The organism is Endozoicomonas sp. ALC020 (assembly GCF_049275935.1).
Lineage (GTDB): Bacteria > Pseudomonadota > Gammaproteobacteria > Pseudomonadales > Endozoicomonadaceae > Endozoicomonas_A.
The window spans coordinates 3,220,898-3,234,725 of sequence record NZ_CP184830.1 but is presented as its reverse complement, the minus strand read 5'-3'; the positions used below and the strand labels follow the sequence as shown (position 1 = coordinate 3,234,725).

17 protein-coding genes and 1 pseudogene are annotated in these 13,828 nt (G+C 46.9%); 15 read left to right on the top strand and 3 right to left on the bottom strand.

Annotated elements, in window-relative coordinates; translation table 11 throughout:
* The first annotated feature begins 268 nt into the window (after nt 1-268).
* Nucleotides 269-748, top strand: a complete 480-nt coding sequence (gene smpB, locus ACOJUO_RS12110; RefSeq protein ID WP_252177135.1) for an SsrA-binding protein SmpB — start codon at nt 269-271, stop codon at nt 746-748.
* A gap of 86 nt (nt 749-834) precedes the next feature.
* Here smpB and ACOJUO_RS12105 read toward each other — a convergent pair whose 3' ends face one another.
* Complete coding sequence (locus tag ACOJUO_RS12105; protein WP_422139909.1) at nt 835-1,371, bottom strand: hypothetical protein; 537 nt, start codon at nt 1,369-1,371, stop codon at nt 835-837.
* A 260-nt stretch (nt 1,372-1,631) separates the two neighbouring features.
* On the opposite strand from ACOJUO_RS12105, the gene ACOJUO_RS12100 reads away from it, so the two are divergent.
* The 4 genes from ACOJUO_RS12100 (at nt 1,632) to ACOJUO_RS12085 (ending at nt 8,224) form a co-directional block, all read left to right on the top strand.
* A complete protein-coding gene (locus ACOJUO_RS12100; protein ID WP_422136941.1) occupies nt 1,632-2,825 on the top strand; it encodes a hypothetical protein in 1,194 nt (397 codons plus the stop codon).
* A gap of 391 nt (nt 2,826-3,216) precedes the next feature.
* Complete coding sequence (locus tag ACOJUO_RS12095; RefSeq protein ID WP_422136939.1) at nt 3,217-3,789, top strand: polysaccharide biosynthesis/export family protein; 573 nt, start codon at nt 3,217-3,219, stop codon at nt 3,787-3,789.
* 165 nt (nt 3,790-3,954) lie between these two features.
* Nucleotides 3,955-6,168: a GumC family protein gene (locus ACOJUO_RS12090; RefSeq protein WP_422139908.1), complete on the top strand. Its 2,214-nt coding sequence runs from the start codon at nt 3,955-3,957 to the stop codon at nt 6,166-6,168.
* Between the two features lie 883 nt (nt 6,169-7,051).
* Nucleotides 7,052-8,224, top strand: coding sequence for a nucleotide sugar dehydrogenase (locus ACOJUO_RS12085; protein WP_422139907.1), 1,173 nt, complete (start codon nt 7,052-7,054; stop codon nt 8,222-8,224).
* A 211-nt stretch (nt 8,225-8,435) separates the two neighbouring features.
* Here the strand turns inward: ACOJUO_RS12085 and ACOJUO_RS12080 are convergent, their stop codons facing one another.
* Entirely contained in the window at nt 8,436-8,633 is a 198-nt protein-coding gene (locus ACOJUO_RS12080; RefSeq protein ID WP_422136935.1) for a type II toxin-antitoxin system VapB family antitoxin, read from the bottom strand.
* A 138-nt stretch (nt 8,634-8,771) separates the two neighbouring features.
* Here ACOJUO_RS12080 and ACOJUO_RS12075 point away from each other — a divergent pair, with 138 nt between their 5' ends.
* The 10 genes and pseudogenes from ACOJUO_RS12075 to ACOJUO_RS12030 all read left to right on the top strand — a co-directional run bounded on the left by ACOJUO_RS12075 (nt 8,772) and on the right by ACOJUO_RS12030 (nt 13,251).
* Nucleotides 8,772-9,062 carry a nucleotidyltransferase family protein gene (locus ACOJUO_RS12075; RefSeq protein ID WP_422139906.1) on the top strand — a complete coding sequence of 97 codons (291 nt, stop codon included), beginning with the start codon at nt 8,772-8,774 and terminating at the stop codon, nt 9,060-9,062.
* Nucleotides 9,063-9,171: 109 nt separating this feature from the next.
* Nucleotides 9,172-9,375 carry a hypothetical protein gene (locus ACOJUO_RS12070; RefSeq protein WP_422136933.1) on the top strand — a complete coding sequence of 68 codons (204 nt, stop codon included), beginning with the start codon at nt 9,172-9,174 and terminating at the stop codon, nt 9,373-9,375.
* 39 nt (nt 9,376-9,414) lie between these two features.
* Nucleotides 9,415-9,669: a hypothetical protein gene (locus tag ACOJUO_RS12065; RefSeq protein WP_422139905.1), complete on the top strand. Its 255-nt coding sequence runs from the start codon at nt 9,415-9,417 to the stop codon at nt 9,667-9,669.
* 115 nt (nt 9,670-9,784) lie between these two features.
* Nucleotides 9,785-10,918, top strand: a complete 1,134-nt coding sequence (locus ACOJUO_RS12060) for an ISAs1 family transposase (RefSeq protein ID WP_422138217.1) — start codon at nt 9,785-9,787, stop codon at nt 10,916-10,918.
* A gap of 32 nt (nt 10,919-10,950) precedes the next feature.
* A pseudogene (locus ACOJUO_RS12055) lies at nt 10,951-11,103 on the top strand (hypothetical protein); the annotation flags it as partial.
* Nucleotides 11,100-11,354 carry a UPF0175 family protein gene (locus ACOJUO_RS12050; RefSeq protein WP_422136931.1) on the top strand — a complete coding sequence of 85 codons (255 nt, stop codon included), beginning with the start codon at nt 11,100-11,102 and terminating at the stop codon, nt 11,352-11,354. The pseudogene ACOJUO_RS12055 and the gene ACOJUO_RS12050, both read left to right, overlap by 4 nt.
* Before the next feature lie 408 nt (nt 11,355-11,762).
* A complete protein-coding gene (gene mntA, locus ACOJUO_RS12045) occupies nt 11,763-12,167 on the top strand; it encodes a type VII toxin-antitoxin system MntA family adenylyltransferase antitoxin (RefSeq protein WP_422136930.1) in 405 nt (134 codons plus the stop codon).
* Nucleotides 12,160-12,576, top strand: coding sequence for a type VII toxin-antitoxin system HepT family RNase toxin (gene hepT, locus ACOJUO_RS12040; RefSeq protein WP_422136929.1), 417 nt, complete (start codon nt 12,160-12,162; stop codon nt 12,574-12,576). The genes mntA and hepT overlap by 8 nt, the downstream gene beginning before the upstream one ends.
* 94 nt (nt 12,577-12,670) lie before the next feature.
* On the top strand, nt 12,671-12,835 hold the full coding sequence (locus ACOJUO_RS12035; protein WP_422139904.1) for a hypothetical protein: 165 nt from the start codon (nt 12,671-12,673) through the stop codon (nt 12,833-12,835).
* A 134-nt stretch (nt 12,836-12,969) separates the two neighbouring features.
* On the top strand, nt 12,970-13,251 hold the full coding sequence (locus ACOJUO_RS12030) for an addiction module antidote protein (protein ID WP_422136928.1): 282 nt from the start codon (nt 12,970-12,972) through the stop codon (nt 13,249-13,251).
* A gap of 198 nt (nt 13,252-13,449) precedes the next feature.
* Here the strand turns inward: ACOJUO_RS12030 and ACOJUO_RS12025 are convergent, their stop codons facing one another.
* Nucleotides 13,450-13,785, bottom strand: coding sequence for a hypothetical protein (locus tag ACOJUO_RS12025; RefSeq protein WP_422139903.1), 336 nt, complete (start codon nt 13,783-13,785; stop codon nt 13,450-13,452).
* Nucleotides 13,786-13,828: the final 43 nt, after the last annotated feature.

Genomic DNA, 13,828 nt, shown 5'->3' with positions numbered 1-13,828 from the left:
TCAACACCGGATAAAGCAGCTACCATAAAGCTTTCACTGGAGCATGAGGGCGACGCTGAGCATTGTATCGGTTTAATTTCTCACCTCAACCACTTTTTCCTACAATCACCACAAAAAAAGAAATATCCTCCAAAATAATTTACAGCCCAGAATATTTAACCTAAACAATGTAAATTCCGGACAAATACGAAAAATCGTCAGGAACTTGAATAAGTAACAGTCATAAGCAACGACTGGTTTTATACTCTATCCACGTTATAATCCGCGCATGGCTAAAAGATCGAAAAAAAGCGGCAAAGGCGACTCCTCCATTGTCGTCAACAAAAAGGCCCGTCATGACTACCATATAGATGAGTCATTTGAAGCGGGACTGTCACTGGCAGGCTGGGAAGTCAAAAGCCTTCGCATGGGCAAAGTACAGCTTGTAGACAGCTACGTTCTGCTCAAAGATGGCGAAGCCTGGTTGATTGGTGCCCAGATCACTCCATTGGATACGGCATCCACCCATGTGGTGGCAGATCCTCTGCGCGACCGTAAGCTGCTGTTGCACAGAAGAGAGCTAGCCAAGCTGTTCTCGGAAACTCAACAGAAAGGTCATACCTGTATCGCTACCAAGCTCTACTGGAAAGGCCACCTGGTCAAATGTCAGGTAGCCCTCGCCCGAGGCAAGAAAGAGTTCGACAAGCGAGCCGCCACCAAAGAGCGCGAGTGGAATATTGAAAAGCAGCGGGTTATGCATCGGGGGTGAAAGGTTAAACTTTTCAGAATCACACAGCAGGTTCAGCTAAGCAGAGAAGAAAAGGTTGCTCCCGGAGGCCCCGGGAGCAGAAAGCTTCAGTTCGGACTGATCTCCGGCGGCCTGTCACCTGCACCTGTGTTAGGTGGAGGTGGTGGCGGCACCGTGGTGTCAACAGCCACTTCTGTTTGTTCCGCTTCAATTTCCGTCTGTTCCGCTTCTTCTGTTGTGCCCTCAGTTTCCGCCAGTGCCTGCTCACAGTTTGCGGCGGCCTGACCAATCGCGCCCTGCAAAGCAGCATTGCCTGCTGAGGCGGTCATCAACGCAGCGACCATCGATTCTTTGTTCTGTTCAGAAACCTGACAAGCTGGAATATAGACAATCGGCTTCATCTGATCCGGAAATTCAGCAACCGCAGCCACCACCAGTGAAGCCAGCAAGTCTGGCTGATCCTGCAACTTTGCGGTAGCCCCTGAAATTAGCGCTTCAATGGATTGGTCATCATTTTCCATGGCCTTGGCCAGTGCCTGCTCGACGGGCATGGTCGTCAGATCTTGCGCGAGGTCGGCCCGGACACTACCCGAGAGGGCCACCATCATCAGCGCAGTGGATGCAAATATGAGTTTTGGTTTCATCGTCGTTCCGGTTACGGTTCCCTGGACATGCACCTTTTATACAGCAACTGTCGCATCCATGTATAGGCAGGGACTGCGAGAAATTATATTGGCAGACCTCAACCAATACAAACTGGCAAAAGTCTTAAAGTGTCTTTTAAACAGAGCCTCTTAAACAGTGCCTGTTAATTAGCAGTAATAGACATTAATATACGGGCTTATCCAGATGTACGTCGTTTATATTACACCAGCCGTTCCAGTTTAAGGTAGAGACAGTTAGCATGAAGGGAATAAAGCAGCTCAGCACAGCAAGTCTGCTGGCTATGTATGGCACGAATGCGATGGCTGCCGTTGAGGATGCAGGCCATATCAATCTGGGTCCTGTGGAAATGGTACCGGTAGTCAGTGCCGGTATCGGCTACGACGACAACGTTTACCGTAAAGGTGAAGGCGAACTGGCGGATAAAGGCTCTACAGTTTACAAGTTGAATGCCGAAGCGCAGTTCCGAGCCCAAACCGGTCTCAACACCTACGCGGCAACCCTGGCAGCCCGTAACACCAATTTTTCCAGTCAGTCCGACGCCAGTTATACCGACGTTGGTGTTAAGGGAGATATCCACCAGGAATTTACCAGCCGCCACAGGCTGGATGCCGGATTTGACCTTGGCCGCTATCACGATGCTGGCTCTACTGTTAATGATGTCACTGATAAGTCCGCACCGGAATACAATCGCACCCAGGGCAGCCTGAAATACGGCTTTGGCGCCCAGGAGGCGATAATGCGTGCCGACCTGTTTGGCAGCTACAACAAACAGAATTACAGAGCGGGTGGCGAAGACAAAAAGACTACTGAATATGGTGCCACCGGCTATTACCAGTTCATGCCCAAGACCAGTGCCCTGATAGAAATCAAGGAGCGCAAGCTGGACTACACCGAGGAACAGAATGCTGCTTACGATATCACCAGCTATCTCGTAGGTCTCAGCTGGGATGCCACCGCCAAAAGCAGTGGTTATGCCAAACTGGGTCGCCGTTACCGGAGTGCCACTGGCATAGAACGCCAGGATTATACTGGCTGGGAATTGGGTGTAAGCTATCTACCGGTAGACCGCTCTCTGATTCAGCTGAGCACCACCCGGGACTACGGTCTGGAATCGGATGACCCGGCCAGTGCGGACTTTACCAAAGGCACCACAACCCGACTCACCTGGGAGCACCAGTGGACCGGAAAAATCAACACCCGAGCCAGCTACAGTTATTCCGACGAATCGATTCAAGACGGCACCGGCATCACCGAGAAAGAGCGCAAGGTAAACCAGCTGGGTCTGGCGGTAGACTGGAACATCAAACATAACATTCTACTCTCTGCCTCCTGGCAGCATGTCAGCCGCGATGAAACCGACAAAAACGGCTTTACCGGTGCTGAAGATTACAAGCGGAGCTACTATATGCTCACAGGTACTTTAGCTCTTTAAAGCACTACCGCTGCTCACTTTCAGTTGCCCGTGCTAGCATCAGCCCGTCTTTTTTTCGGTTCTTTCACGGGTTGATCTATTTTTAGAACCGATTCATTAACACATGCAAATAAGAAAATGATGCTCAACCTGTTTTCAGGTAACTCCCAGTAAACAGGTTGAGCAAGTGGGGTATTTTGCTAGCAGGAAGAACGTCTTGTTATTTGCCGAACATTTCTGCAGCTTTATCTGGGTTTTGGTCAGCCAACCTGTGAAAGCCCCTATTTTTCAGAAGGCGGGAAGCGTTTAGCATGTTATGTTATTATGTTTGCTTTTTTATTCAGGACTTTTTTCAATCTATCGCCTCAAATAAACCTCAGCCTTTTCAGGAGATTTCAATAGGGTACAAGCAATGATTTCCAGACAATACCTAACCAACCCACTGCGGCAGCTGACGACTTTAGTCGTTTTACTATCAATCATGGTCTTCAGTAGTGGCCTGCTGGCTGCCAACCCCATGAGCCTCTCTCGCTACAAACTGGGTGCAGGGGATGAAATCATGATCTCCGTTTACGGTGAAGAAGGGATGGAGAAAGAAATAATCCTGACGGATGCGGGCAGTATTTCCTATCCGTTCCTTGGGGAGTTTCGCGCCAAAGGTCTCACCCTGGGTCAGCTACAAAGGCTGATAACGGAAAAACTGAAAGACGGCTACTTCATTGACCCTCGGGTCAGCGTCTCCATGGTGAAATACCGCAAGTTTTTTGTCACCGGTGAAGTCAAGGAACCGGGAGGGTTTCCCTTTGAACCGGGGCTGACCCTGGAAAAAGCTATCGCTCTGGCGGGTGGTTTTACTCAGCGGGCTTCCAAAAAAGGCATTATCGTCACACGCGATGAAAATGGCAGTGAGAAAGAAAAGGAACTGTCGCTTAATGGTTCGGTTCTGCCCGGTGATATTATCGTTGTCAGCGAAAGCTTCTTCTAGGAGCTTGAACGAGAATAGAGTCCGAAAAATAGAAGACTATTCTCGTGCAACATCTCAGAAAACCGGCAGTTAACCAGACTCTTTTTCAGTAACCACGAAGGCACGAGGTTTTTCTTTTAAAAAAAATCTCCTCAGTGACTTCATGGCAAAAAATATGTACCCGATATGAACACAGAAACCCGAAAGGCATCATCGCCACCCGAAGCCCCTGCAAAAACAAGACTGCCCCGGGACGAAGAGATTATCGACCTTCGCCAGATTTTCCATGTGCTCAACAGTCACCGCTGGGCGATTGTCGGTTTTACCGCTGCGGTCACCCTGGTGGCGATATTTGTGGTGTTCTCCATGACACCCATCTACCAGGCCACCGCTACCCTGCAAATCGAGCAGGAGCAGGCCAAAGTCCTGTCCATTGAAGAGGTCTACGGCATTGATGGTGGAACCGACAGCTACCTCAACACCCAGTTTGAGGTGCTGAAATCCCGTGGCGTACTGGAAAAGGTAGTCAACAAGCTTGATTTGCTGAACAACCCGGAGTTTAACGGTCGACTGAAAGAAGCCCCCTGGTATGCAGGCATGCTGGACTGGCGCAACTGGTTCGGCCTGAAACAGCCGGAAGCACCGGAAGATCCGGACATGATCATGCGCGATACCATCAATGCACTGTCAGCCAGTGTCTCCATTGAGCCCGTGCGAAAAACCCAGATTGTAAAAATCCATGCCCAATCCGAAACCCCGCAACTGGCGGCAAAAATCGCCAACGCCATTGCCAACGCCTATATCGAAGCCTACATGGAATCAAAGTTGGCCCTGACCCTGAACGCCACTGACTGGATGCAGGGCAGAATGGGTGAACTTTCCGAAAAGCTAAGAGTGGCAGAACAGGAGTTACAGGACTACCGTGAACAGGAGAACCTGATTGAGCTGGAAGGAGTCCTGAACGCTTCCAGCGACGAACTCAAGGCGCTAACCAATGCCCTGGTGGAAGTGCGCCGCAAGCTGGCGGTATCTGAGAACATCTATAGACAGATCTCTACCGGTGATACGCGCAAAGGCGACAATGCATCCCTGCAGGCGGTGCTTAGACACCCGCTGATTCAAAATCTCAAGCAGGAGAAATCAAAAGTTCAACGACAGGTAACGGATCTGTCCCGCCGTTACGGCCCAAAACATCCTGATATGATTTCGGCAAGGTCTGAACTGAAAAGTATTCAGGACAACCTTAATCTCCAGATTCGCACCATCGTCGAAGGGGTAGAGCGAGAATACGAAATCGACAAGGCCAATGAACGCAGCCTGACTGCGGCGGTAGAAGCGCTGAAAAAACGCATTCAGGCGACCAACCGCAAAGAATTCCGCCTGCGAGCTCTGGAGCGTGAAGTACAGACCAATAAAGACCTGTACGACGCCTTCTTCACACGGATTCAGGAAACCTCCGCTACCAGCGACCTGCAAACCGCCAATGCCCGAATAGTGGATCAAGCCTTTGTACCGAACTCGCCGATCAAACCGAAGAAAAAGCTGATTATTGCCGTGGCCGCATTGATGGGTTTGTTGATCTCCTGCGGTATCGCCTTCCTGCTGGAAATGCTGAACAACACTATTCGCACGACGCGGGACGTAGAAGATAAGCTAAACCTGCCGGTAATGGGGGTATTGCCAAAACTCACCGATAAAGCCCAGTTGGACCGTGTGTTCAACCTGTTTACCGACAAAAAACAAGCTTCATTCGGGGAGGCGGTGCGCACCATCCGGACCAGTGTCAACCTGACCGCAATGGATGAGAAACACCGACTGTTTGGTGTCACATCAACAGTACCCGGTGAGGGTAAATCATCGGTGGCCTCCAACCTGGCGCTGGCTCTTGGGCAGCTGGGCAAAACCCTCCTGATTGACTGTGACTTACGTCGCCCGGTGGTGGGTAAAAACTTCCATATCAAAGGGGGTTCTGCCGGGCTGGCCAACTTAATGGCCGGTACCGCCAAAGTGTCCGATGCGGTGCATAAACTGGAAGGGATTGATGTGATTCCCTGCGGCATGGTACCTCCGAACCCACAAGAACTGCTGGCTTCTGATCGACTGGCAAGCCTGCTGACCAAACTGAGGGAGCATTACGACTACATCGTGCTGGACTGCCCACCAGTGCAGAACGTCAGCGATGTATTGATGGTCTCCCGCCATTGTGACGGGCTGGTCTATGTAGTGGAAGCCGGCCGTATGCAGGCCAATGCCGTCAACGCGGCGGTTGGCCGACTGCTGCAGGCCGGGGCTCCGGTTACTGGAGCGGTGCTGAACAAGATTAACCCGAAAGCCAAAGATCCTTACGGCTATAACCAGCGGTATTACGACACAACTGGTTACTACTCCGGAGCCTCCTGATCTCTGTTAAATCGTGAAGAGCGCTAAGGCTTAAAAAATGGCCTTAGGCTCTTGGTAAATCGAAAAATACCGTTTTATGTCGCGGGAGCAATTCAAGCTGAGGCCAAAAACGAGAGCCTGATACCTGCCAATGATAGACCAATTGCTGTGGCAGGTATTGACCAAAGTCGTATATTAGTTAATCGAAATATTGATTATGTACGACAGATTAAATATGTTATTTTTAATGCTCGGCGTGACCTCTGATACTTTAAATATAAAAATATTGTCTAAAACTAAAAACCATAGCTTTTCGCTACTGAGCCAGTGAAATTACCAAAAAACTATTCAGGGCTGTAGTACAAACTCCCTGAAAACAACGACTTATGGGGTTTAATGCGGTCATACACTCATGTGAACACAGTACAAAACATGCGTCGTACTTGAAATGTAATATTGTAGCCGTAAAATGTATCTCCATTGTTATCGGGGTGCTAGATCTCTCTAATTTTTCCCTGTCTGCTCATACCTGCATCATTGGTTGTCAGTGGTGCTCTTTTTTATTTGACAGGCAGCGTGATTGGCGGTGTAAGCAATGCCTGTTACCGAAGCCGTATGGTTGGACATCGCAATTGAACGCTGGTTGTTTCAGTAAAAACCGAAAATCTGACGGGCGGTAGCGTGATTTTTATAATTGCAACAATCGTCTAGCGCTGCCAGATTCTTCAAATTCCGTTGAGTTTAACTAACCAGTTCCCGCTCCTGCGTCTGAAAGCTTTGAGCAAAATTAACGTTTCACGCATTACGCAGCACTTTTTGACTGGTTTGGCCGGGCTGCTGCGAAAATACACGATAACAAATCTGTCTCGGCTATTTTGACGCTCTGAATATACAAGTGACTCCAATGCCTAAAATTGCAATAGCCGGAACCGGGTATGTCGGTTTGTCCAATGCCATGCTTTTGGCTCAACACAATGAAGTGATTGCGCTGGACATTATCCCTGAGAAAGTGGGTATGCTGAACGAACGCCTCTCACCGATCGAGGATGACGATATCGAACGTTTCCTTCGCAATGAGACGCTTCACTTCCGGGCCACACTGGATAAACAGCAGGCATTTGCTGAGGCTGATTATGTCATTATCGCAACCCCTACGGATTATGATCCGAAGACCAATTATTTTAATACCGAAAGTGTTGAAACAGTGGTTCGTGATGTGATGGACATCAACCCGGATGCCGTCATGATCATTAAATCAACGGTACCGGTAGGCTTCACCCGACAATTAAAAGAAGACACCGGCAGCAACAACATCATCTTTTCTCCGGAATTCCTGAGAGAAGGTAAGGCACTGCACGACAACCTCTTCCCCTCCCGAATCATCATTGGTGAACAGTCAGAGAGGGCAAAAAAAATAGCAGAGCTGTTTGCTCAGGGTGCGGAGCAAAGAGATACTCCCATTCTTTTCACCAACAGCACCGAAGCCGAGGCCGTGAAACTCTTCTCGAATACTTTTCTGGCACTGAGGGTTTCCTACTTTAATGAACTGGACACCTACTGTGAAACCCACGGTATCGACTCACGGCAAATCATCGAAGGTGTTGGGCTGGACCCAAGGATTGGCAACCACTACAACAATCCAAGTTTTGGTTATGGCGGCTATTGCCTGCCAAAAGATACCAAACAGTTACTGGCCAATTATCAGGATGTGCCCAATAACCTGATCAGAGCCATTGTTGATTCCAACACCACCCGAAAAGATTTTATTGCCGACTCCATTCTCCGGCGCAACCCTGAAGTGGTCGGAGTTTACCGACTGGTGATGAAATCCGGCTCCGATAACTTTCGTGCATCAGCCATTCAAGGTGTGATGAAACGGATAAAAGCCAAAGGGGTTAAAGTGGTCGTCTATGAGCCGGTGCTGACTGACGATGAGTTCTTTCATTCAGAGGTGATCAACGATTTGGAAGCCTTTAAAGCAGTCAGTGATGTGATTATTGCCAACCGCAAAGAATCTGATTTGGAAGATGTTGCGGAGAAAGTTTATACCCGTGATTTATTTGGGGTGGATTCGTGAAGTCGCAGATCAAACGCACTCAGTTTTTCACACAACCGAGTGAATTGCTCATCGTATTTAATGCCGGTTAACACTTCTTGCAATATCGGGCCAATCATCACAGCCCGGTGTTGGCGGATTAATCTCTGCAACAGTATTGTTTCTTCAGGTATGGATTCAGTCCTGCGTCGACGCAGTGCAGCCGACCATACACAGGTATCAACAAGCACCATTATTTTCTTCGGGCCTCTTTTTTAAGGGGCTGAGCGTCGTAATCAATGGTGCCGAGATCATCCAGTAGTTCCAACTGCTTGCGGTGGCGAATAAATTCGGCGAGAGCTTCGTTAACGGCTGCTTTTTTGGTTTTGTAGCCTCCCAGTTGTTGGACCTGAGCAATCAAGTCGTCGTCTATAGCGAGGTTTGATGGCATGTTATCAACTGCTACACAATGGTTTACACAAAAAATCAATTTAGCCCGAGTGCTCATCCATTGCCAATGGCTGAACAATCGCAAAACCTGAGTGACCGACTAAGACTAGGTAGAAACGACTATCGGCTGAGGCATCCCATGAGACCATCGGCAGCATTAAAAAAATACCGGGTAAAGATCAAGGCCATCATAAAAGAGCATAAAGCGGCCAATGCCAGAGTATTTGGCTCTGTACTGAATGGAACAGACACCGAAACCAGTGACCTGGACATACTGATTGACCCAGATCAGGGCATGACCCTATTTGATATTGGAGCGATTCGCCACAAGCTAAAGCAGCTAACCGGTGTAAAAGTCGACATCCTGACCCCCGGCTCACTTTCAGACTCGATCAGAGAAGAAGTTCTTAGCCAGGCAGAGCCGATATAAAACTGAAAAATCCCCTAACCTCAGTTTTTTGAGCTGAACCTGGTTTCCTACTCTACGCACCTTAAAGTAAAACTATATTTGTCTTACCTTAAGCTGAAGGTAGAAAACCATGAAAAAGAAAACAGAGAGTAATTTTCTGCGTTATCTGAAAAGCACAAAAAAGTTGACAGCCGACTGGCCTGAGTGGAAAAAAGAGGCTTTGAAGACAAGGTCTGCAGAGCATGATGTTCTGGATGACCATGATGCTCTCAATAATACGCAAGTTACACAAGATCGTAGCGATTGTGCTCAGTGGCTAAAAAATCACCTGTAATGGGTGATGAAGAGTAACCAAAAGCACATGGGTGAAAAAATGATCGACTTTGGAAAGTTCAAGCAGTCACTTGTGCTTCTAGAATCGCAATTCGGAAATTGGCAAACTCTGGATACCTCATTACCTTCATGGATTCAGGAAGCAGTTTCTGAATCCGTTATCCGGCGGTATGTAACCTGCTACGACTGCTTATGGAAAGCCCTGAAACACTACCTGAAAGAAGGCCTTGGTCTCCCTGATGTGCCTAACAGTCCAAAGCCGCTGTTTCGGATAGCCAATGAGAACCGCTTATAGGGAAAAATCATGAAAGCCCCCGAAGCCACTGGGCTCAATGGCTATAAGGATTTCTACCTATAGAGTAAAATACACATCCATTGTCTTATACAAAAAAGATTTGGATGTTCTGGAAATGAATGCATTTGATTTAATGAATAGGCTATCTGTCATTTATGACGCACGTCAGCAATGGAAAGTAGATCATAAACTTGCTGATATTCTGCTCTTAACCATCTGTGCTGTCATTGCAGGTTGTGAAGGTTGGGAAGAAATTGAAGACTTCGGCAATGAAAGACTGCAATGGTTAAAAAAGTATGGTGAATTTGGATACGGTATTCCTTCACATCATACAATTTCCAGAGTAGTTGCTGCTATTAACCCAAAGCAATTCCAGAAATGCTTTATTGAGTGGATGCAAGCCTGTCACCAGACAACCAATGGTGAGATCATTGCAATTGATGGAAAAACAGCAAGAGGCTCTTACGATAAAGGCAAGGACAAAGGTGCAATTCACATGGTGAGTGCATTTGCGACTGCAAACGAATTGGTTCTTGGTCAAATTAAAATTAATGATAAAAGTAACGAGATTACCGCCATACCTGAATTGCTCGATCTCCTGGAAATCCGTGGCTGCCTCATCACTATAGACGCCATGGGGTGTCAGAGGGATATTGCCAAGAAAATCGTTGATAAAGGCGCTGATTATTTGTTAGCGGTAAAAGGCAACCAGGGTAAGCTTTATGAAGCATTTGAGAAACATTTCTCTGTTGAAAAAGTGAATCAATGGAATGGTGATACTTTCAGAATCGAAGAGAAAAGCCATGGTAGAATGGAAACACGCCTTCACATTGTAAGTGATACCTTTGATGAGTTCGTTAATTTTTCTTTTGATTGGAAAGGAATGAAAACACTCGGGATTATTTTCTCTGCAAGAATGGAAGATAAAGTGTTCAATGCTGATGATATCAGTGTCCGTTATTATATCTCCTCTGCGAAGTTAACAGCAGAAGAATTTTCACATGCTGCAAGAGAGCATTGGGCGATCGAAAATAAACTCCATTGGAAAATGGATGTTGCAATGCGAGAAGATGATTGTCGAATCAGAAGGGGCAATGCCGCTGAAATGCTCACAGGTTTTCGACATATGGCAGTGAATATGTTGAACAATACCAAAACCTTTAAAGCAGGCTTAAAGCGTAAACAGAAAAAGGCAGCCATGAACACACAATACCTGTCTGAAGTCCTTGCTGGGTGTGGGGTTTCATGATTTTTCCCTAGAACCGCTTACTAACATCTGATGTCGCTCAGTGGATGACATACGCAGACACTCGCATCGGAACTTCTCACGACTACGATGGGAAAAAAGCAAAAGCTGCACTAAATATTATGGATGCCTTTATCAAAGATTCCGTAAAGCTTTATGTAAGCATGAGCGATGAAACCTGGTCATGAAAACAGCGTTGGAAACACCTGACCTGAATGCTCTGTTGGGCATTCCATTTACAGACCAAATACTGGAACAGGGAGTGGCAATTAACCTGGCCATTCATTTGTTTCGAAATGACGTGGTTACCCTTGCTAAAGGGGCCAGGATAGCCCGGGTTCCACTGGGTGATTTTATCCAGATTCTGGGTGCACAAGGCATTCCTGTAGTTGACCATGACCCTGCGGATCTGGACAGTGACCTTGAAAACCTTGGATAAGCCGAGGATACTTCGCAAATCGTAGCCAATAGCAGCCCAATAATTGCCTTTGATAATCACCAGAAATTCAACACCAACAGTGAAAATCAGCTTTTTACACTGACTTCCCTGCTGTTTCTTAAGAAAGACATCAATGGGTTTACGCACTATTCGGCTGACAGTTACATAGCAGATATGGAAGACCTGAAACCAGCAGCTATTTTTTATGATCATTACGGTTCAGGTACTTAACCCAGATCACCAGTGCACAGACAATGGAAAAGAAAATAGCCAGAGCCCAGGCGAAAGGGTTCATCTCAATCATGGTCAGACTCCAAATGAAAGCCCAGACCCCGGTTTTTCCTTGGAAAAACCCGGCAAAAAAGTTACGTTGCCTAAACCATTACCGATAGAGCTAATATCAAACCAATGGAACCACTGCACAAGGCAGTCATCATCTCATTTCTCAGGCAAGCTTATGGTGACTTGTCACAAGGTATACTGCTCTTTGGGAGCCATGCCAACGGCACAGCCAATAAAGAAAGTGACATAGACTTGGGTATTTTGATTGACGGTATGGCTGACCCGGTTGAACTATGGGAAAACGCCCAGACACTAGCCAGCCAGGTGAATACCAATATTGACCTGATAGATTTACGCGCAGCAACTACTGTACTACAGCATGAAGTGATCAATACAGGAATCTGGCTGTGGCAGCAAGATACCCTAACCTGTGACTTATTCGAACTCCAGGTTATGTCGTTGTACCAGCAGCTACAATACGATAGACGGGAAATCCTGGACGACTTACAAAGAAGGCTGCGTAATGAATGACATTATTCTTAACAAATACTCAATCATTCAGCGCTGTATTGCCCGTATTAATGAAGAATACAAAGGTCATGAGTCTGAACTGGCGACAAATTACACTCAGCAGGATTCTATAATTCTGAATATTCAGAGAGCCTGCCAGGCTGCCCAGGATATGGCGAACTACGTTATCAAACTGAAAAAATTGGGAATCCCCCAGAATGCCAGAGAATCTTTCCAGCTACTAAACGATCATGGACTAGTATCAGCCCCACTCACAGTCAGTATGACAAAAATGGTGGGGTTCAGGAATATAGCGGTTCATGAGTACCAAAAATTGAACATAGCTATTCTCAAATCTGTTATAGAAAACCATGTTGATGAAATTAACGGGTTCGCAGAAGAAGTTATGCGCAGTTTTAATAAGGATTGACAATGAAAGACCTGAACATGGTTTTCCTGGCCCCGGTTTTCCTTTCCGGTTTTTGTAACTTGAACACGTATCCAAATGGATACATACTTCTTTAATGTACTTGCTCAAGACCACTGACCACTTCGAGAAGTGGTTGAACAAACTCAAAGACAAGCCGGGCAAGGCTCGAATCCTGGCCTCTCTGAAATTGCTGGAGCAGGGGCACATCGGGGACTGGAAATCAGTTGGAGGCAAAGTGTCAGAGCTTCGGGTGCACTAGGGGGGCAGGCTATAGGATCTACTTTGCCAGGCAAAAGGATATCATCATCGTATTACTCAATGGTGGTGACAAGTCCAGCCAGTCCAGAGACATTGAAAAAGCAAAAGCCATTTTAAAAAATCTGGAGGCATGACATGAGCAGGAAGCTAAAGACCTTTGATGCATCAGAGTATCTTGACGACAGTGAAACGATTGCAGAGTACCTGAATGCTGTCATTGAAACGGGTGACCAGGCTTTGCTCTTATCGGCTATTGGTGATATCGCCAAGGCAACAGGGATGCAGAAGATAGCCAATGACTCAGGCCTTGGTCGGGAAAGTCTATACAAAGCCCTGGCACCAGGTGCGAAACCAAGGTTTGAAACAGTGTTCAAAATTCTTCAGGCTCTGGGAGTGAGTTTGAAAATCAGCCCTTAGCATTAGTGTTATTCTGGCATCGGACAATACAAAGTATAATAAGGATGTTGGGTTACATTGTGAACGATGAAAGACCTGACCCCGGTTTTCTTTCTATTATCAGTAACCCTCGCCAAGCTTGGTAAGTTGACAACAGCTAAAAGACAGCCTTTTGCATCACGGGAGAAGTCCCGTGGATGCTGTTGTCAGGTGCCGTGGTTATTTTTGGAGGTGGTTTACAATGATAGCCAGAGTGTCTTCAATCTTGTCAAAACGTTCACGGTTTTCTTGCTGGTTAGCGTCGATCTTGTCAAAACGTTCACGATTTTCTTGCAGGTTAACGTCAATCTTGTCAAAACGTTCACGATTTTCTTGCTGGTATTGGCGAACTTCTTGCTGGTTAGCGTCAATCTTTTCATTAAGTGACTCAATAGCTATTTCCTGCCGTGCGCTGTGCAGGTACAGCTTCCTAATATCGTCCTGTGAGTTTTTTACACTGACCTCTATGCGACTGATGGCATTAAAGAAATCATCTGTGTCTTTATCGTGGTTCACGCGTACACCCTGTGATTATTTCTTGTGCGTTGAGCATAGCAGA